The organism is Fructobacillus durionis, assembly GCF_900112405.1.
GTDB lineage: Bacteria > Bacillota > Bacilli > Lactobacillales > Lactobacillaceae > Fructobacillus > Fructobacillus durionis.
Map to the genome: position 1 here is coordinate 1 of NZ_FOLI01000006.1, position 20,740 is coordinate 20,740.

General features: G+C 45.5%; 14 protein-coding genes and 1 other annotated feature. Of the genes, 10 read left to right on the forward strand and 4 right to left on the reverse strand.

The genetic code is table 11. The features are described 5' to 3' along the window. Positions 1–114: 114 nt before the first annotated feature. The gene (locus BMZ93_RS05165) at positions 115–1,326 is read left to right on the forward strand and encodes a DUF2075 domain-containing protein (RefSeq protein WP_091502867.1); all 1,212 of its coding nucleotides are present in this window, start codon (positions 115–117) and stop codon (positions 1,324–1,326) included. Between the two features lie 31 nt (positions 1,327–1,357). On the opposite strand, the gene BMZ93_RS05170 is transcribed toward BMZ93_RS05165, so the two are convergent. Further along, positions 1,358–2,137, reverse strand: a complete 780-nt coding sequence (locus tag BMZ93_RS05170) for a TIGR01457 family HAD-type hydrolase (protein WP_091502869.1) — start codon at positions 2,135–2,137, stop codon at positions 1,358–1,360. 133 nt (positions 2,138–2,270) lie between these two features. On the opposite strand from BMZ93_RS05170, the gene BMZ93_RS05175 reads away from it, so the two are divergent. Together BMZ93_RS05175 and BMZ93_RS05180 are read left to right on the forward strand one after the other, a co-directional pair. Then, the gene (locus tag BMZ93_RS05175; protein WP_091502871.1) at positions 2,271–4,388 is read left to right on the forward strand and encodes an LTA synthase family protein; all 2,118 of its coding nucleotides are present in this window, start codon (positions 2,271–2,273) and stop codon (positions 4,386–4,388) included. Between the two features lie 46 nt (positions 4,389–4,434). Beyond that, positions 4,435–5,343, forward strand: coding sequence for an RluA family pseudouridine synthase (locus tag BMZ93_RS05180; RefSeq protein ID WP_091502873.1), 909 nt, complete (start codon positions 4,435–4,437; stop codon positions 5,341–5,343). A 46-nt stretch (positions 5,344–5,389) separates the two neighbouring features. Here the strand turns inward: BMZ93_RS05180 and BMZ93_RS05185 are convergent, their stop codons facing one another. The 3 genes from BMZ93_RS05185 to BMZ93_RS05195 all read right to left on the reverse strand — a co-directional run bounded on the left by BMZ93_RS05185 (position 5,390) and on the right by BMZ93_RS05195 (position 10,418). Continuing rightward, positions 5,390–7,135 carry a mucin-binding protein gene (locus BMZ93_RS05185; RefSeq protein WP_091502875.1) on the reverse strand — a complete coding sequence of 582 codons (1,746 nt, stop codon included), beginning with the start codon at positions 7,133–7,135 and terminating at the stop codon, positions 5,390–5,392. Positions 7,136–7,563: 428 nt separating this feature from the next. After that, positions 7,564–8,280, reverse strand: coding sequence for an MIP/aquaporin family protein (locus tag BMZ93_RS05190; protein ID WP_091502877.1), 717 nt, complete (start codon positions 8,278–8,280; stop codon positions 7,564–7,566). 98 nt (positions 8,281–8,378) lie between these two features. Beyond that, entirely contained in the window at positions 8,379–10,418 is a 2,040-nt protein-coding gene (locus BMZ93_RS05195) for a copper-translocating P-type ATPase (protein ID WP_382419609.1), read from the reverse strand. A gap of 543 nt (positions 10,419–10,961) precedes the next feature. Here BMZ93_RS05195 and BMZ93_RS05200 point away from each other — a divergent pair. The 7 genes from BMZ93_RS05200 (at position 10,962) to argH (ending at position 20,707) form a co-directional block, all read left to right on the forward strand. Further along, positions 10,962–12,263, forward strand: a complete 1,302-nt coding sequence (locus BMZ93_RS05200; RefSeq protein WP_091502881.1) for a chloride channel protein — start codon at positions 10,962–10,964, stop codon at positions 12,261–12,263. Positions 12,264–12,361: 98 nt separating this feature from the next. Further along, positions 12,362–14,023 (forward strand): formate--tetrahydrofolate ligase, encoded by a 1,662-nt coding sequence (locus BMZ93_RS05205; protein ID WP_091502884.1) that lies wholly within the window; start codon positions 12,362–12,364, stop codon positions 14,021–14,023. 391 nt (positions 14,024–14,414) lie between these two features. Then, positions 14,415–15,506, forward strand: coding sequence for a PTS sugar transporter subunit IIC (locus BMZ93_RS05210; RefSeq protein ID WP_091503028.1), 1,092 nt, complete (start codon positions 14,415–14,417; stop codon positions 15,504–15,506). An 88-nt stretch (positions 15,507–15,594) separates the two neighbouring features. After that, positions 15,595–15,823 (forward strand) — a binding site (T-box leader). A gap of 62 nt (positions 15,824–15,885) precedes the next feature. After that, entirely contained in the window at positions 15,886–17,346 is a 1,461-nt protein-coding gene (locus BMZ93_RS05215; RefSeq protein ID WP_091502886.1) for an ABC transporter substrate-binding protein/permease, read from the forward strand. After that, positions 17,339–18,082 carry an amino acid ABC transporter ATP-binding protein gene (locus BMZ93_RS05220; protein WP_091502888.1) on the forward strand — a complete coding sequence of 248 codons (744 nt, stop codon included), beginning with the start codon at positions 17,339–17,341 and terminating at the stop codon, positions 18,080–18,082. The genes BMZ93_RS05215 and BMZ93_RS05220 overlap by 8 nt, the downstream gene beginning before the upstream one ends. Positions 18,083–18,101: 19 nt before the next feature. Beyond that, a complete protein-coding gene (locus BMZ93_RS05225) occupies positions 18,102–19,301 on the forward strand; it encodes an argininosuccinate synthase (RefSeq protein ID WP_091502890.1) in 1,200 nt (399 codons plus the stop codon). A 23-nt stretch (positions 19,302–19,324) separates the two neighbouring features. Next, positions 19,325–20,707 (forward strand): argininosuccinate lyase, encoded by a 1,383-nt coding sequence (argH, locus tag BMZ93_RS05230; protein ID WP_091502892.1) that lies wholly within the window; start codon positions 19,325–19,327, stop codon positions 20,705–20,707. The last annotated feature ends 33 nt before the right edge of the window (positions 20,708–20,740 follow it).

Sequence of the window (20,740 nt, forward strand, 5' to 3'; positions counted from 1 at the left end):
AGAGCGCTGTGTTGATAACGCAGAGGTCCCTGGTTCGAATCCAGGATGGCCCATCATCAGTCGACTTCGGTCGGCTTTTTTTGTGCTTTCTTTTAACCGTTGTATACTAATGGTATGAGTAAAGAATACGATAAAAACTTAGAAGCTTTTGACCGCTCAGATCTTTCTTCTGAACAGGAAGAAGTCATTCATAACTTAAAGGAATATATCACTTCTTCCTTAAAAAGTAATCAGCACCATGTTGCCATTATCGAGGGGGCTGCCGGAACTGGAAAGTCTGTTATCCTAACAAAACTTTTCAAAGAGGTTCGGGATGGGAAGCTTGACCCAAAGAGCCCTTACTATAGATTAAAAACCGCTTTTACGGTCAACCATCCTGAGTTACTGAAGGTTTACCAGGACATGGGGGCTAAATACTCTAATATTTACAAAAAGGATTACCAGCGTCCGACCTCAATCATTAACTCCCTTGATAAAAAGAAGGAAGAGTTAGATGTCCTATTCGTTGATGAAGGGCATTTGTTGCTGACAAAGCCAGAGCCATACATTAAGTTTAAGCAGAACAACCAGTTAACCGAATTGATTCGCCTGGCCAAAGTCGTTGTTGTCGTCTTTGACTTTGCCCAGGTCATTCAGAGTAAGATGTTCTGGAATCAGAAGTTATTGGACGAAGTTGTGAAGGATGTTCCACATAAAACATTCCACTTGGACTTCCAATATCGAATGAAAGCCTCTCCGCAGGTTAAGGCTTGGATTGATGACTTCGCTAAGGGAATTCTTCGTCCTTTACCTCCGAAGTCTGAGCGTAATGGTTATGACCTTGAGATTTTCCATCGTGCGGCAGACCTTTTTGCAAAGTTGAAGCAGGTTGATAAAAAGATGGGTATGGCCCGTGTTGTATCGACAACAGGCTTCCACCACGATGAAGATGGGAAGCACCACGTGGTCATGGATGACTTTGACCAGCCATGGGATGAGTATGACCCACAGGAACTAGTTTGGGCGAAACGTCCGGAGTCGATTAACGAAGTTGGTTCAATCTACACGGTCCAGGGATTTGACCTGAACTTGGTTGGCTTACTGCTAAGTCCGGCCTTCGAATACGATGCCGAACATGACCGCATCTGGGTTAACCCCGATAAAGTCATTCACCGTGAAATCTATAAGAAGTCCCCTCATTTGACCGACCCTAAGGCTATTGCAAAGGCTAAGCAGGATTTCATGTTGAACGCGCTAAACATTTTGGCAAAGCGTGGTCACTATGGTCTCTACATTGCGGCAGCTGACCCTGCCCTGAATAAACGCCTACTTGAGTTAGCAAAATAAAAAAGAACTGGCTAAGCCAGTTCTTTTTTATTTATTTCACTTCCCATTGATCAAAGTTATCAATTTCGTGGGTTGGTTGAACATCCTTTTCTGCAACTTGCTTCTTAGTTGAAACACCCGTATAAACGAGAAGGGTCGATAGTCCGTTTTGAATACCAGCTAGGATGTCAGTCTGGTAGTTATCACCGACCATAATTGGCTTCTCTGGGTTATCTAGGCGCTTTAAGGCGCCCTGCATAATTGGTGCTTCAGGCTTAGCGATAATTGTTGGTTGGACTCCGGAGGCCGTCTGAAGGGCAGCGACAAGTGAACCTGCTCCTGGCAACATGCCTTTTTCAGAAGGGAGGTTCGTGTCGGCATTAGTTGCGATGAACTTGGCCCCCTTCTGAATGGCAAAAGTCGCAGTCATCAACTTTTGATAGTTGAACTCTCGATCGAGTCCCATGACCACGTAGTCGGCATGAGCATCATCAACGAGTTTAAATTCAGGACGGTTAAAAGCTTCCTTCAATCCTGCCTCACCAATCAGGTAGATGGTTTTGACACCCTTTACAGCGTCGTCATTGGCTACGTAGTCTGCCGTTGCCATCGCGGAAGTATAAACTTGTTCAGGAGTCGTTTCAATGTTGTGTAGCTTTGTTAAATCATCGGCAAAGGCCGCGGCTGTCTTAGTCGAGTTGTTGGTGACAAAGAGGTAGGGGACCTTTGCATCCTTCAGTCGATCAATAAACCGTTTTGCCTCAGGAATGGGATTTTTACCGTGGTAAATGGTGCCATCTAAGTCAATTAAATATGCATCGTACTGTGCCATAAAGTGCTCCTTGTCAATTAAGTGGGATATAGTGACCATTGTCCGCTACTTTTCTTAATCTTTCAAGTTTTTGATTATTTACAAAATCTTTTTCAATGAAAAACGGTACCTGAACGAGTATAATATAGCTATTATGGAATGGTTTAAAAAGCGACTAAAGAACATTAAAAATGGGCTAATCTGGGCCAAAAAGAAGAGTCAAACACGCTTTGGCTTTTATGGCTGGATGGTCTTTTTGGTTTGGGCTAAAACACTGTATGCCTACGGATCAGACTTTCACTGGATGCACGCGTCCACGCCATTCCAATTCTTTTTACTAATTGTGAACCCACTTGGCTTCACCATGTTGGTGATGGCCATTCCGCTCTTCTTTAAGAATAAGCCTCTGTTCTACGGAGCCATGTTAACCTTGAACGGTTTGTTGACGACCTTCTTGTACTTAAACGTCGTTTACTTCCGTGAATTTACCGACTTCATGTCCGTGAATACCATCCTTACCTATTCCTCTGTTAACCAGGGAAGTAAGGCAGCTGGCGCCGTTTCCTTTGATTATGGGGACATTCTTTTCTGGCTTGATATCGTCGTTTTGCTATACTTACTCTTCCGCAAGAAGATTGGTCAAAAGAGTCAAGTGGTCCGCAAAAGTCGAGCCGCTTTGCTGATGATGTTTGGTTTCTTTATCATCATGGTGAATTTGGTCTTGGCCGATATTGATCGACCACAGCTGCTGACCCGTCAATTTGACCGTGAGTATTTGGTCAAGTATTTGGGTATTGGCCCTTTCATGGGATTGGATGCCTATAACACCTTTAACACTTCCCAAGTTCGTAAGGCTGCTAAGCCATCCGAATTGAAGACGGTTCAAGACTACGTGAATAAGCACTACGCTGGAATGAACAGTACTTATGCTGGTCAGGCGAAGGGGAAGAACGTTATTGTGATTCATCTAGAGTCCTTCCAGCAGTTCTCAATTGACCGCAAGGTAAACGGACAGGAAGTCACACCGTTTTTGAATTCCTTGTATCACAGTGCTGATTCCCTTTCATTTGATAACTTCTTCCACGAAGTTGGTCAGGGAAAGACATCGGATGCCGAAAACATGTTGGAAACCTCAACGTTCGGTCTGCCACAGGGTTCCCTCTTTGCTAAGCTAGGAAACGACCAGACTTTCCAAGCCATGCCAGCTATTTTGAACCAGCGGGCCGGCTATTCGTCAGCTGTCTTCCACGGTAACAACGGTTCTTTCTGGAACCGTAGCAATGTTTACAAGAACATGGGCTACCAAAATTGGATTTCAGGTGACTACTTCAATACTGCCGGTAAGCGCTCAACGGCCTGGGGACTGAAGGATAAGTTGCTCTTTAAGGATTCCATTCCCTATCTTGAACAATTGCAGCAGCCTTTCTACGTGAAGTACTTAACGGTAACAAACCATACGCCATTCGAACTGGATAAGGCCGATCAAGACCCTAACTTCCAGACGAGTAATTCTGGTTCTAAGTACATTGATAACTACTTTGTTACTAACCACTACTTGGACCAGTCTATCCAAGAATTCTTTAACTACCTGAAGAAGTCCGGCCTTTATAACAACACAATGGTTGTCATGTATGGGGACCACTATGGTATTAACAATACCGAGGATAAAGAGCTCGCACCACTGCTTGGCAAGGACCCAAGCCAGTGGACGGATTTGGATACTGAAAACTTGCAACGTACGCCATTAATCATTCACATGCCAGGTTTGAAAGAAGGTGGTATTCGTCACACCTACGGTGGTGAAATTGACGTAGCCCCTACGATTGAACACTTGCTTGGTATTTCGACGAAGGACTACATCCAGCTGGGCCAGGACCTGTTGTCAACGAAACGTTCACAATTGGTTGTGATGCGAAATAAGGACTGGATTACACCAGATTACGCATCAATCTCTGGTACAATTTGGGATTGCCATACGAATACGGTTGTAGAAAATCCGACGACCGAACAAAAGAAACTCTTTGCGAAGTTACAGTCGGAAGCAAACGAAAAACTATCTGTTTCGGATTCATTGAATCAGAAGAACTTACTACGTTTCTACCATCCAAAAGACTTTAAGAGTGTGAATGCGGCTGACTATAACTATTCCAAGTCCAAGACTTTGTCACGGTTGAAGAAGGCTTCACAACAGTCGAACTCAACTTCACTAATTTCAAAGAACGGTGGCAACAGTACTACTTCGCTCTACCAGACGAATGCTGCTGAAGAATAAAGGGTATTAAAAAAGGCAGGAGAAATCCTGTCTTTTCTGTTAATCGATGAATCAAATTTATAAGAAGACAATTAAAATTAGTGAAAAAGAAGCGGGTCGAACTGTTAAGGACTTCCTTACAAGGTGTTTGTTACCAAAGCATTTGCGTGGACAGCTGCGACAGGAACGTGGGATTCGGGTCAACAATCAACTGGTTTCGACGGCCTACCAATTAGTTGCGGGGGATTTGTTGGAATTGACGCTGACGATTGATGATTGCGACCTTCAGGGACCCTATCCTGCTAATGACGATTGTCTGCCAGACATACTCTTCGAAAACGAGGATATGTTGGTTGTCAATAAGACGGCTGGGATGAAGATGCACCCCCATTCGCCAACGGAGACCGATACAATCCTGAACTACGTGCAGGCTTACCTGGATAAGAATGAAAGCCAGTCGTTGGGGCAACCAGCCAGGGCCTATATGACCCACCGACTCGATCGGGCAACTTCTGGTTTAGTAATTATTGGAAAAAATCCATTGGCCGTTCCCATTTTAAACCGGAAGATTAAGGATAAGATGGTTAAAAAGGTTTATTTGGCTCGAGTCGAAGGGGATTTTGTAAAACAATTTGGTCAATTTAATCAACCAATCGGCCGTTCCAAGGAAGATGAGCGTAAAAGAGCTGTCCGTTCCCTTGATGATGGTGGTCAAAATGCTCTGACAGGCTACCAGGTCCTCTCTAAGGACTGTAAAAGTCATACCAGTCTAGTTCGATTAGAATTAGAAACAGGCCGTATGCACCAGTTAAGGGTGCACCTGGCGGCGAATGGTCATCCCATTGTTGGTGATGATTTGTATGGCGGGCGTCCTGCGAACCGACTTTACCTAAATTCGAGCGAACTACGTTTTTACCTACCCTGGACGGGGGAAGAAAAAAGGTTGCTGATTGAAAATCCGTTTAATGATAAATAAAAAACCTAACAGCGAAATGCTATTAGGCTTTTTTATTAAATGAATCTTAGTGGCGCTTCTTCGTTAGGAAGAAGACCAGTGAAGACGTTGCAATGGCTACGGCTGATAGACCAAGTACGTTCTTTTTAACGAATTGCTTTGCCGTTTCAGGGAGGGCTTCCTGGACTGCCATAGCCAGTGCAGGAGCAGTTGTACTCTTAGCTGTTGTCTCTTCCTTAGCGGGTGTTGCAGGTGTTGTTGATGAAGGAGATGCAGGTGTAGCAGGAGCTACGGGAGTCTTAGGACTTGGCGTAACAGGCTGATCTGGAGTAGGCGTAGGAGTTGGTTCCTTTTCATCAAAAACAACATCGATTGTTTCGTCTTGAGGGGTCCCGTCTGCATTCAACTTAGGCTTGGCAGCATCAATTCCCGTAACGGACTTACCGTCAACCGTTGGGTTGTTGTATTGGTCGAAACTTTGTGGAATGGTCACGCCGGCGAATTCGCTGTTAGCAGCATCATCGGCTACCCAATCCGTATAAATCACATCGCCAGTCACCAAATCGGTTGTTGCGGTGCGGTGGTAGTGAACTTCCTCTTCGATTGGCTGCTTACCCGGAATGAGGTTACCGTTCTTGTCCTTAAAGTTAATGGTACGCTTGGCGGACTTATGTTCAGTTGTTGATTCCTTCTTGTTTGAGTAGAGGACGTCAATAACGAAGTTTTGGTCAGAGGGGTCATCCGTTAGAACGGGTGTTGCACCATCAATTGTTTGAATTTCCTTGTTGTTGACTTGAGGCTTTTCGTACTTGCTGTCGAGTTCTTGTGGAACATCAATGGTTGGAAGCACGCTATCGGCTACCCAATCTGACTTGCTTACTTCCATTGTTGATAGATTTTGTGAAATCGTTCGGTGGTAAGTAATGGTGTCAGTAATTGGCTCGTGACCAGGAATCAACTTTCCAGATGCATCGCGGTAGTTCACCGTACGACGAACTGTTTTTGTTTCTTCAGACGTTAAATCGGTTGGGATATTATCGACTGAGAATGGGGCCTTGGTGTAGAAAGTCCAAGTGGTATCAGTTCCGTTGTCATCTTTTCCGGCCGTATATTTTGACGCCAGTTGATCTTTCGGAATGGTCAAGATGTTGGTGTCGGGATTGAAGCCGGGTTGTGTATGTTCTTTATACACCTTTAAGAAGGTGTCTGAGAGGACTTTAGAAAGGTCAATTGTCTGAGTTCCGTCTGAGTGGATGGTTGTTAGGCCTTCAAAATCAATGTTGACGTTTCCCGTGTGCTCATCCCGCTGATCACAGCCAGTAAATTTTGTCATACCGGCGCTAATCCAGACAATTTCGTTATGGTTTGAGTGGTAAGCCGTAACCAGGTTGGGACAGTTTCGCAGATCAATCATCTTGAGGTTTGGATTGTCACTATACTCAACCCTTGTCACGGAGGACATACCGTTAAGATCTAGTGTGCTTAGGCCAGAATTAGATACACTAACTCTTTGTACACTAGTTAGTTTTTTAATTCCTTCGGCGTTGTTAACTCCGTTAAGACTAATGTAAGTGATATTTTGAATTTCATCAGGGCTGAGGTAACCATCACCGTTTCGATCCCAGCCTCTTAGAGTTTCTTGAAACTTAGGATCTGGGAAAGTTGTGCTAATTTTAATACTCCCCGCTGGTTCTGCCGTTTGGCTAGCAGTGACAGGCTGGTTTTGGTTTGTAATAGTTGTAACTGTTCCTGCACTAATTGCGCCTAAGACAATAAGTGATGACAATAGTAGTTTTTTTGAAGCTGATTTCATTTTTTTCTCCGTAATGTTATGTAACAATTAAAAATACTAACATATTAAAAATAATAAGTACAATTTTTAATATCTTTAAAACATAGATACAATTTAAAAAACACTGTCGTTATTTTTACATATTTAAATTAAATTACGCTTTTTGCTGCTTGGTTATATCTTATTTTCAAAAGAAGCACCTTTATTTAACTTTGTTTATGACAGGTATGTGCTAGAAAAAAGTTTTAAATAATTCCAAATTAATTTTTTTAAAATAGAAAAAGTCTCCGTTTTTTACACTAAGACGCATAAATGGACTACGAAATTTAAATATGTTAAATGGGTATTTTTTATTTTTGAATTACGGCTAATAAAATCAATAAAATGAAAAAAGAGACATAAAAAAAGCAGCCCTTTCGGACTGCTTTTCTATTTATTTATTTTGAAAATTAGGCAGCTGCTTCGTCTGCGGCGAAGTACTTTACTGCGAATCCAGCTAGTACGGCAGCAACGATTTCAATCAAGAGGAAGAACCAAAGGTGAGCAGATGATCCTAAGCCAGTCATGATTGCTGGTGCAAAGGCACGGGCAGGGTTCATCAAACCACCAGTCAATGGGTAAGCCACAAATGATGTCAAAGTCATTGTCAAACCAGAGATAGCAGGTGCTTGTTTAGGCATCTTCTTGAATGCCAAAACCGTTACGAAGACCAAAAGGAAAGTGAAGACGGCTTCAATTGTCAATGAAACTGGCAATGAGGCAACAGATGCTGCAGGTTCCAAAGTCTCGTAAATCTTCGTTGCAGAAACCGTTGAAGAAGTTGATGTTGAAGATGAAGCCATTTGAGTGTTGATTACAGGAATCAAAGTTGAAACGGCGAGGAAGAGACCGCAGATGGCACCGATAACTTGTGACAAGAGGTAGCCACCGAAAGTCTTCCATGAAATCTGCTTGTTCAAAGCAGCAGCCAATGAAACGGCTGGGTTGAAATGTCCACCATTTGAAAATGGTCCAAAGACAAACATCAACATGGCGATGGCCAATCCAAGGACTGCCATGACATCAAACAATTGACCGATTGAGAAAGTAGAAACGTAAATCAAGGCAACCGTTGCAAAGATTACCAAGAAAGCCGTTCCCAAAAATTCTGAGAGGTACTTACGCATAATAAAAAAGCTCCTTTATTCATTCTGTACAATTGTCTATTGTACCCTTCTTAGAATAAAGGAACTTTAAATTTCTGTTTTTTAAGATAAATTTTACTTTATTTGTGCAGTAACATGGCGTTTCCAGCCACAATCAAAGTCGAAAGCGACATGACAATGGCACCAATCATTGGATTTAGCACAATGCCAGCGAAGGCGAAGACACCCGCAGCGGTTGGGATGGCCAAAATGTTATAGCCAGCTCCCCACCAAAGGTTTTCAACTTCCTTGCGGTTGGCATGGTGGGCTAAGTGGATGAGATCGATAATCTTTGGCAGTGAGGCCGAAATTAAGACGGCGTCAGCCGAGGCTTGAGCAACGTCCGTTCCAGCTCCAATAGCAACGGAAAGGTCGGCCTGTGCTAGAGCAGGGGCGTCGTTAATTCCGTCACCAATCATCATGACTTTACCCTGTTGTTGATACTCTTTTACCAAATTAATCTTATCCTCAGGGGATACCTGGGCACGCAGCTCTTGGATGCCAAGTTCGCTGGCAACATGCTTAGCGCTCTCCTGTCCATCTCCGGTAACCATGACCGGTGTGATACCCATTTGCTTGAGAGCGTTGACGAAATCCTTAGCGGATGGCTTGAGCGAGTCACCCAGTGAAATATCGGCCAAAACCTGACGGTCTTTCACTAGGTATGAAACGGATCCATCGGATTCCATCTTGTTAAAGTCGATGCCCTGCTCGCTTAGGTAACGGGAGTTAACCAAAGCGTAGTTGCTACCATCGATTTCACCCTTGATTCCAGCACCCTTAATGGTCTGGACGTTTTGGGCTTGCTTAGCAGTAATGTGATCATCCTGAGCCTTTTGGACGATAGCCCGGGCTAATGGGTGGGAGGACTGGCTTTCCAAAGCGGCCATGATGGCGAGAGCATCTGACTGTTCAACACCTTTTGTTTCTATTTTTTGGACTTGGAAGTGACCGTTTGTTAACGTTCCGGTCTTATCCATGAGGGCGTAGTCGAGGTGCTTGGCCTGGAGAATGGCGCCGTGTTTCTTGATTAGAATACCTTCCTTAGCAGCAATGGCCTTTGTCCGTTGGATAACCAAAGGGATGGCGAGACCAAGGGCGTGGGGGCAGGCGATAATTAAGGTTGTCACCGCGGTGTTGAAGGCTTCGGCTGGACCTGAAATGCTGGTCCAAATAACCAAGGCGAGTAGTGCGGAAACTAATCCAATCCAAAAGAGCCAGCCGGCAACTTTGTTTGCTAGTGATTCAGCTTTTGATGAAGAAGTTTCTGTTTGGTTTAGTGTTTCTTTGAGGTGACCGAGGAAGGAATCATTGCCGACGGCTTCAACTCGAACAAGCAGCGTGCCGTCATCGTTAATGGTACCGCCGATGACTTTGGCGTTCTTTTCCTTCTTAACGGGCTTGGATTCACCGGTCATTAGCGATTCATCGACCTGTGAAGTTCCTTCTAGGACGATTCCGTCAGCGGGGAAGGACTCCCCGGCTTGCACTTGAACTTCCATGCCGACCTTTAGGGAAGAGGCGGGCATGTCCATAAAGAAATCGCCATGCTTAACATGCGCAGTGGTTGGCGTTAGTTTTTCAAGCTCGGAGGTGGCGTTTCCGGCCTTCATGGTTGCTTCCATTTCAATCACGTGGCCCAGCAGCATGATGACAACTAGGCTAGCGAACTCGAAGAAGTAATCCATGGCCATTCGATTGAAGAAAGTTTCTTGAATAAAGGCGTAGATGGAAACCCAAAAGGTTACCACTAATCCCATGGAAATCAAAGACATCATAGCCGGCTTTTTGTTTTTAATCTCGGATTTAGCACCCTCAAAGAAAGGCTTTGTGCCGACAACGTACATGACGGAAGCAACAATAACCGTTACCCATTTAGAACCTGGAAAAGTCAGGGTGAATGGTAGGTCAACGCCCATGAAGGGAGCGGTGAAGATGATAGGAACCAAGAGAACCAGTGAAATCCAGAAGCGGGTCTTCATGTCATCGTGTCCCATATCCATACCAGGCATGTTCGACATGTGCTGACCGTGTTGCATATGGCCCATATTCTTCATATCGTGTCCTTGGTGCATATCTGCCATGTTCTTCATGTCATGTCCATGATGCATTGAATCCATATTAGAAGCTTTTGAATCATGCTTCATACCATGCTGCATGTCCATGTGCTCTTCGCGTTTTTGACCATGGTCTGAGTGTTCATGGTGATTCATGTTCGAATGGTCCATTTGCATTCCGCCCATCTGTTTGGACTGTTGATGCATCTTTGTACCTTGTGCGTGTTGGTTGTCATGATTGGACCCTTGCTGGTTCATTGAATGCTGGTCCATGTTAGACATGGACTGCTGATTCTTATCTTCTGCCATGGGAGCCTCCCTTTAAAACATATTATCTCTACTGGTCTAGTTTAAATCAACTGATTAATCCCTGCAAGGATTTTACTTATTATACCCACTTTCATAAATATAATTTGCAATTTTATACAGGTTAAAGTCGAATTGGCGGACGTTGAATACTCTTTTTTATAAAAATAGTTAAATATTGGTCTAGTTATATTTTATCTAGAATTCTTGCTTTTTAAAGCAGCTTTTTGTACATTAAATAGCGAATGAATACGCTTAAAAAGCGTTTTTCTACTATATGAAAGAAATCAGGTCATCATCATGGACGAGTCCAAAAACCAAGTGGCAGAACCAGTCGTAGACTGGCGCCATGTCTTTTCACTTCTCTTTACTAGTCTCTTCTTGGCGGTATTGATTGGAATTTCAGCCATGTTACTATCCTACTTCTTGGATATTGTGGCTGATGTCTTTATGCATTTTCACGAGTCTTACCACACGGCTTCGCCCAAAGATGTACCAGCCTTCCGTCGTTTACTTTCGGTAACGGTTGGTGGCATCATCGCGGGGGTCACCTGGTACCTGATTCGCCGGCGGGATCCTAAGGTTGTTGGGATTAAGGGCGCTTTGGAAGGCAAGAAAATGCCTTTCTGGAAGACGGTTATCAACGTTTTGACACAAATCTTTTACGTTGGAACAGGTGGTTCGGTTGGTCGTGAATTGGCCCCACGTCAGTTGGGAGTCATGCTTTCTCAGCAGGTACAAGACTTTGGGCAGAAAAAAGGCTTCTTGAAGTTGACGGAAGAAGACCGTCAGCTGCTCTTAGCTGCAGCCGCCGGGGCCGGTTTTGCGGGTGTCTATATCGCGCCGATTACGGGGATGCTTTTCTCAGTCGAGCTACTATTAAAGAAGAATTCGATTAAGAACATTGCGATTTCATTGTTAATGTCGACGATTGCCTGCTTGATTGGATCGATTGCTAAAGGATTCACGCCATACTACTGGGTGGCTGCCGCGGACTTCTCACATTGGATGCTGATAGCAGCCCTAGTCATTGGTCCTTTGGCTGGAATCTTTGGTGCTTGGGCAAAACAGGGCTTTGCTTGGGCGCAAAAGCAGCAGGCCACTGGCAAGACGGTCTTGTTGACGATGCCCTTAGTGGGCTTGTTAACCGGTTTGATCGCCTGGATTATGCCGGAAGTGATGGGGAACGGTCGTGCCGTTGCCCAATTGGCCTTCCATCAGACCAACGAGCACCTTTTGTTCTTCTTCATAGTCCTTGGCCTTGTTAAGTTTGCTATGACCTTCTTGACTTTGTACGGTGGTGGGACCGGTGGAACATTGACACCATCGATTGCTCTGGGATCCGTTCTGGGCTTGGTAGTCTCCGCCATTTTCGCCGGTGTTTTACCAGGTATCGAACCCTGGCACTTTGCTTTGATTGGAGCCGTTGCCCTTTTGGCTGCTTCACAGCAGGCGCCATTGATGGCCATGTTCATGGTCTTTGAAATTGCCCACCTACATTCTTCAGCATTGATTATCTTTGCAGTCGCGGTCGCACTGTCTTCTGCCACAGCGAAGTTCTATCTACAAGTGCAAGAACGCCGGGCAGCACAAAAAGCTTAATAAAATAAAAAAATGATCGGCCTGGGCCGGTCATTTTTTTTGATGGAAAAACTTAGAATTCGGGTATACTTATTAATAAGAAAAAGGGAGGTCCGCCCATGAAGACAGATATTGAGATTGCACAAGAAGCAACGGTTTTGCCCATTAGCGAAATTGCTGAAAAAGCTGGTTTGAAGCCAAATGAAATCGAACCCTACGGATACGATAAGGCGAAGATTAACTTGGATTCTTCTATTAAACGTGACAAAGAAGGAAAGTTAATCCTTGTAACTTCCATCAACCCCACCCCAGCGGGTGAGGGAAAGTCCACGGTGACCGTTGGCCTATCTGACGCTCTACAAGCTTCCGGTCGCAAGACGATGATTGCTTTACGTGAACCATCCTTGGGACCAGTTATGGGACTCAAAGGGGGCGCCACTGGTGGTGGCTACTCCCAAGTCGTCCCAATGGCGGATATCAACCTGCACTTTACGGGGGACTTCCACGCTTTAACGGCGGCTCACAATATGTTGTCCGCTGCTTTGGATAACAGCATCTACCAGGGCAACCTATTGCACATTGATCAACGCCGTGTGATATGGAAGCGTGTCTTGGATATTAACGACCGTGCCCTCCGCCACACAACCATTGGTTTGGGTGGACCAACCTCTGGTGTGCCTCGTGAAGACGGCTTTGACATTACCGTTGCCTCTGAAATGATGGCGATTTTGACCTTGTCCAACGACCTCATGGACTTGAAGTCTCGTATTGAAAAGATTGTGGTCGCTTATGACTTTGATAAGGAACCCGTGACGGCCAAGGACTTAGGTGTTGCTGGTGCTTTGACTGTTCTATTGAAGGACGCTATTAAGCCCAACCTGGTTCAGACCTTGGCCCACACGCCAGCCATCATTCACGGTGGACCTTTCGCAAACATTGCCCAGGGAACTAATTCGATTCAGGCAACAAAGGCGGCCTTGAAGTTAGCGGACTACGCCGTCACGGAAGCCGGATTCGGTGCCGATCTGGGTGGTGAGAAGTTCATGGACATCAAGGTTCCAAAGCTTGGTAAGGAACCTGATGTTGTCGTGGTTGTTGCCACGGTCCGCGCTTTGAAGCACCACGGGGGCCAATCCCTAGCCGATCTGAATGAAGAAAACCTGGACGCTTTGCGCGCCGGTGTTGTGAACTTACAGCAAAACATCAAGGCCATGAAGCGCTATGGTGTGCCCGTTGTTGTGGCGGTGAACCAGTTTACGGCCGATACAGAGGCGGAAATGGCCCTTGTTCGCGAAGCAGCCGAAGAAGTTGGGGCAACAGCCGTAACGGCCGATGTCTGGGCCAAGGGTGGTGCAGGCGCTACGGAACTGGCTGAGTTAGTTGCCAAAAAGGCCGAAGAAGAGCACGATTTCCAACCATTGTACGATTTGAACGACTCTGCGATCGAGAAGATGAACAAGATTGTTCAACATATCTACGGTGGTGCCGGGGTTGAGCTGTCAGATAAGGCAGAAAAGCAGCTGAAGACTTTTGCAGCCCATGGCTGGGATAAGTTACCAATTGTTATGGCGAAAACCCAGTACTCATTGTCAGATGATGCCAAGAAGCTTGGGGCGCCCAAGGACTTCACGGTTCATGTCCGTGAACTCGTGCCAAAGTTGGGTGCGGGCTTCCTAGTGGCGTTGACTGGAAATGTCTTAACCATGCCTGGATTGCCAAAACATCCAGCTGCAATGGATATTGATATCGATGAAAAAGGGCATATTACCGGGCTTTTCTAAGGCTGGTTAAAAGAAAATGAACTTTTTTTAATATTTTACTTGCATAAGTTTTGTCTCATGTTATAATAAATTTATCATAAAACATCAAGAAAGGAAGATGGCATCATGTTTAACTCTCAATCAAAGAACACTTCATCATTTAAGTCATCTGAATTTGCCTTGTTGTTGAGCTTGCTATGTTAAACCTAGTAAGTTGATTTTTGTATGTCAGTTACTAGGAAAAGATACCTAGTAACTGCTCGCCAAATTATGGTCCCGGTAGTTACCAACTACCGGGACTTTTTTGTTTGAAAGGAAAAGAATTATGGATATGTCAGGAAACAAAGCAGGAATGCCTGCTACTGGAAAGAAAGAAGAAAGCATTAAGGACTTTGAACAGGCTGAACAAGCCATGACAAAGCAGGACGAAAGTAAGTCAACGACAAAGGAATACGTTTATAACGTGTCCGCCGCCGTTTCGAACGCCATCCTGGTTACGCTGGGAATGGGACTGCTGCTCCAAACGATTGCTGGATTTATTCACTGGGGACCAATGGTCCAAATGGGTGCGGTGACAAAGGTCATCCTACCAGCTGCCTTCGGTGCAGCGATTGCTTCACAAATGAAGACGAATACGATGGTTATGTTCTCAGCCATGGCTGCCTCAACGGTTGGTGCTAACGCCGTCTTCTTCACAACGACACCAATGGTATTAAAGACGATGACTGGTTTCTCATCAGCACAAGTTGCTGGCTCAGCCATCATGACCACTGGGCAACCAATTTCAGCCGTATTAGCTGGACTGGTAGCCGTTCTTTTCGGAAAGTGGCTTTCTGGTAAGACACCACTGGACATGATTATTGTCCCTGCTGCAACGACAATTGTCGGAACGGTTGTAGGGTACTACCTTGCCATCGTAACCACACCATTCCTTGTATGGGTAGGACATGGTATTGCTTCAATGGTTTCTGTTAACCCAATCTTTGGAACTGCTATCGTTGCCATGGCCTTTGGTGCAATGACAATGACGCCTGCTTCTGCTGCTGCGCTTTCTGTTGCGATCGGTGCCACTGGTGTTACTTCTGCTGAAGCTGCTGGTGCCATCCTTGTTGGAACAACTGCTGTATTCGTTTCATACCCTGCTATGTCATGGCATGAAAACAAGATTGGTGCAACGATTGCCCAAGGTATCGTGACACCAAAGATCCAATTCCCTAACGTTATCAAGAACCCAATGATCTTAATCCCACCAATGATTGGTGCTGCCATTGCTGCCCCAATTGCAACGATTGTTTTCCACGTGACGGTACCATTTACGATGGCTGGAATCGGATTTAACTCATTCATCGTGCCACTTGCCCTCTTTGGTAAGAGCATGGGAATGTTTGCCGCCTACATGGGAATTGCTGTTGCTATCCCTGTTGTTGTCTCATTCTTCACTTACTGGGCAATGCGTAAGATGAACTGGATCAAGGCCAACCAAACACACCTTGATATGATCTAATCTGAGAGAAATAAAATAAATATTAAAAAAAACTCAGAAAAGTCTTGCATTATGAAAATTCCCTGTTATAGTTAAAGACAAGTTAATAACAAAAACAAATGTTTAGGAAGTAGTAATCTTACATCTTGTAGTTCAGTGAAGTGTTGGTTGGTGTGAAACACGTACAAGGTAAGATGAACGTCGCCTAAGAGTGCATGCGATGCAAACCATGCTGGGTGCTCCCATTATAGAGCTGACGATTAGTAGTTTTGATCGAATAATGAGAGGTGCTCTTTTTGGGCACAATCAAGGTGGTACCGCGTGCAAACGTCCTTTAGTCAAGATGACTAAAGGACGTTTTTTTTGTTATTTACGTCCAATACACAAGAGGAGAAGGAAGATGAAGAAGACGAAGATAGGAAGTTTGCTAGCAACGCTGCTAGTATTCTTCATGATGGCATGGGGAGGCCATGCAACAGCATCTGCAGATGATAATTCATTGCAGAAGATTAAGGATGCCGGCGTATTGAAGGTGGCAACATCACCTGATTATCCACCATTTGAATTCCGGGCAACCATTGATGGTCAGTCCGAAGACGTGGGGATGGACATCGAAGTTGCTAAGCAAATCGCCAAGGACTTGGGCGTTAAGTTAAAGATTATGAACATGGACTTCGGTTCAACCTTGGTTGCCGTTCAGACTGGTAAAGTCGACATGGCCATTACTGGTGTGAATCCAACGGAAGAACGTCGGAAGTCAGTGGACTTCTCAAATATCTACTATAACGGTGGACAGTCATTCTTGATTCAAAAGAAGGACGCTAAGAAGTATAAGAATGCCAAGGACTTGCACGGAGCTAAGATTGGAACACAAACTGGTTCATTGCAACAGACTTTGTCAAAGAAGTACTTTAAGGACAGTACCCTTTCAAGCATGGAAAAAACACCAAACCTGGTCTTCGCTTTGAAGTCAGGTAAGTTGGATGCCGTTGGGGTTGAAAAGCCAGTTGCTGCAGCCTACGTTGAAAACAACAAGGACTTGGTTGCCATCGATGCCGGCTACAAGTTGGATAAAAATGAAACTGGTGCAGCCGTTGCCTTTGCAAAGGGTTCTGATTCATTGGCCGCAGCAGTTAACAAGAGTATTGATAAGATCACAAAGAACGACTGGACTTCTGATTACTTGAAGAAGTCAGCGAAGTACATGAAGGACAACACGAAGGATACTTCCATGACACGTTACTGGAAGTACTTCTACAACGGTTTCTTGAACACAACTTTGATTGCTGTTATTGCTGTTATCTTCGGAATTATTCTTGGAATTCTCCTTGTTTTGATGAAGTTGTCAGCTTGGAAATTGCTTTCATGGCCTGCTACCGCCTACATTGAAATTGTCCGTGGCACACCAATGATGGTTCAAGTCTTGTTGATCTACTTCGGTGTTGGAACGATTGTTAACTTGCCAGCCTTGCTATCAGGTATTATCGCTGTTGCTTTGAACTCAGCCGCTTACGTGGCCGAAATCATCCGTGGTGGTATCAATAGTTTGGATGACGGACAGAAGGAAGCTGCCCAAAGCTTGGGACTTTCAAAGGTCGACACCATGCGCTTTGTTATCTTGCCACAGGCCTTCAAGAACATCTGGCCATCACTTGGTAACGAATTTATCTCCGTTGTGAAGGAAAGTTCCATTGTTTCCATCATCGGTGTGACGGATTTGATTTACGAATTGAACGTTGTCCGGGCGGATACTTACCGTGCCGTTGCCCCAATCGTTGTTGTGATGGTGATTTACTTCATCATGACCTTCACGTTGACTCGGGCTTTGAACTACTTCGAAAGGAAGATGAACCATGACTAAAACAGCCATTGAATTGAAGAATGTAACTAAAAAGTTTAAAGACCACGAAGTGCTGAAGGGAATTAACGGTGTTGTTGAAGAAGGACAAGTGCTTTCAATCATCGGGCCTTCTGGTTCTGGAAAGTCAACTTTGCTTCGTGCCATGAATCAACTTTCTGGACCAACATCTGGTGAAGTTATCTTTGAAGGACAGGACCTAACAAAGGCTTCAAAGTCAGACATGGCCCACCTTGGCGAAAAGATTGGCATGGTTTTCCAAAGCTTTAACCTCTTCCCAAACCACACGGTTTTGGAAAACGTAACGCTTGGTCCACGCCGTGTTAAGAAGCTTTCAACAGAACAGGCTAACCAAGAAGCCATGGAATACCTGAAGCAGGTGGGGATGGCCGACAAGGCCAATGCCTATCCAAACTCATTGTCAGGTGGACAAAAGCAGCGTGTGGCGATTGCCCGTGCGCTAGCTATGAAGCCAAAGGTTCTCTTCTTTGATGAACCAACTTCGGCTTTGGATCCCGAGAACGTCGGCGAAGTGTTAAAAGTCATTCAGAAGCTAGCTGACGAACAGCTGACGATGGTCATTGTGACCCACGAAATGAACTTTGCCAAGAAGGTTTCAGACAAGATTTGGTTCATGGCCGATGGCCAAATTGTTGAAGAAAACGACCCAGAGTCGCTCTTTAACGCACCAAAGGAAGAAAAAACCAAGCACTTTATTGAACAAGTTTTGATGGACTAAGATTAAGAGGAGAGTAAACATGAACAAGATTGTATTAGCATATTCCGGTGGATTAGATACTTCCGTTGCCATTCCATGGTTGAAGGACAAGGGTTACGACGTTGTCGCAGCCGTCTTGGATGTTGGACAAGCTGGTAAGAACTTATCAGAAATTCAACAAAAGGCTTTGAATGTCGGTGCCGTTGAATCATACGTTGTCGATGGTAAGGACGAGTTCGCCAAGGACTTCGTTGGCCCAGTTATCCAAGCAAACGCCCTCTACGAAGGTAAGTACCCATTGGTATCAGCCCTCTCACGTCCTTTGATTATCAAAAAGTTAGTGGAAATCGCTCATGAAACCGGCGCTAAGGCAATCGCTCACGGTTCAACCGGTAAGGGAAACGACCAAGTTCGTTTTGAAACGGCCATCCACGCCTTGGACCCATCTTTGGCCATCGAAGCGCCCATCCGTGACTTCCACTGGTCACGTGAAGAAGAAATCGACTATGCCAAGGACCACAACGTACCTGTTCCAATTGGTAAGAAGTCACCATACTCAATCGATGACAACCTCTGGGGCCGTGCTAACGAAGCCGGTATCTTGGAAAACCCTTGGAACGAAGCGCCAGAAGACGCCTTTGCGTTGACAGCGGCTGTTGAAGAAACGCCAGATGAAGCTGACGTTTTGGAATTGACTTTTAAAAAGGGCTTACCTGTTGCCATCAATGGCCAGGAAAAGTCTTTGGTTACCATCATTGAAGAATTGAACGTCTTGGCCGGCAAGCACGGCATCGGACGTATCGACAAGATTGAAAACCGTTTGGTTGGAATCAAGTCCCGTGAAATCTACGAAGCCCCAGCGGCGGCAGTTATCATGACCGCCCACAAGGACTTGGAAGACTTGACACTCGAACGTGACTTGGCCCACTTCAAGCCAGTTATCGAGGCAAAAATCACGGAATTGTACTACAACGGTTTGTACTTCTCACCACTCTTTGATGCAAGCATGGCCTTTATTGAAAAGAGCCAGGAAGTTGTCAACGGCGTGGTCAAGATGAAGCTCTTCAAGGGTCAGGCCACAGCCATCGCCCGTCAATCAGAGAGCAACTCACTTTACGACGAAAACTTAGCAACTTACACGGATGCCGACTCATTCGATCAAGTGTCAGCGGCCGGCTTTATCAAGCTCTGGTCACTACCAACAACGGTCTTTGAGCAGGTGAACCACATTCACGATTAAAGATAGGAAACGAGGACAGCAGAATGGCAGATAAACTATGGGGTGGCCGCTTTCACGGTCAAGCAGCAGATTGGGTTGATGACTTTGGTGCATCCATTCACTTCGATTACCAACTCGCAAAAGAAGATATAGAAGGTTCCATCGCTCACGCTACCATGCTGGCCAAGCAGGGGATTATCGGAGAGGATGAAGCGGCCACAATCATTGCTGGCCTAAAGGAAATCGAGGCCGAGTTCGAAGCGGGTCAGATTCACTTCTCTGTTAAAAACGAAGACATCCACTTGAACATCGAGTCCATTCTGACCGAAAAAGTCGGACCAGTTGCCGGCAAGCTCCACACCGCTCGTTCACGTAACGATCAGGTAGCCACGGACTTCCACCTCTGGTTGAAGCACCGCCTGCCTGCTGTTAAGGCGGCCATCACGGACTTGCAACAGGAGCTTGTAACACTGGCAGAAAAGAACGTTGATACCTTGATGCCCGGATATACCCACTTGCAACACGCCCAGCCAATCTCCTACGGGCACTACCTCTTGGCCTACTATGAGATGTTGCAACGTGACTTCGAGCGTTTCGAGTTCAACGAGAAGCACACGGATATTTTGCCTCTGGGTGCAGCTGCTTTGGCCGGCACGACTTTCCCGATCGACCGTGAATTTGTCGCTGACAAGCTTGGCTTCGACCAGGTTTACCACAACAGTTTGGACGCCGTTTCTGATCGTGACTTCGCCCTTGAATTCCTGTCCAACTCCGCCATTTTGATGGCCCATCTTTCCCGGATGGCCGAGGAAATGATTCTCTGGACCTCCTTCGAGTTCAACTACTTGGAGTTGTCCGACAGTTTCTCAACCGGATCATCCATCATGCCACAGAAGAAGAACGCGGACTTCGCCGAACTTAGCCGTGGTAAGACCGGTTCCGTTTATGGTCATTTGATGCGTTTGTTGACAGTAATGAAGGGCTTGCCACTGGCCTATAACAAGGATATGCAGGAAGATAAGGCCGGCGTCTTTGAGACTTTTGATACGATTAGTGCTGTTTTGAAAGTCTTCACTGGTATGCTGTCAACGATGACGGTTAAGAAGGATAAGATGCGCGCTTCCTTGAAGGGCGACTACTCCAACGCCACTGAATTGGCCGATTACTTGGCCAAGAAGGGCTTGCCATTCCGTCAGGCCCACGCGGTGGTGGGGATGCTTGTCTACCAAGGCATTGAAGAAGGCACTGCACTAGAGGATATGCCATTATCCGAATTGCAGAAGGCTTCAGACCTCATCGAAGAAGACGTCTACCAAGTACTGGACCCAGTCACAGCCGTTAACACACGTACCTCCCTCGGTGGAACGGCCATGGAAAACGTACAAAAAGAAGTCGAAAGTGCTAAGAAAGTCTTGGCCGCCCGCTAAGATAAAGAACAGAAGTAGGGAATTGGTTCCCTG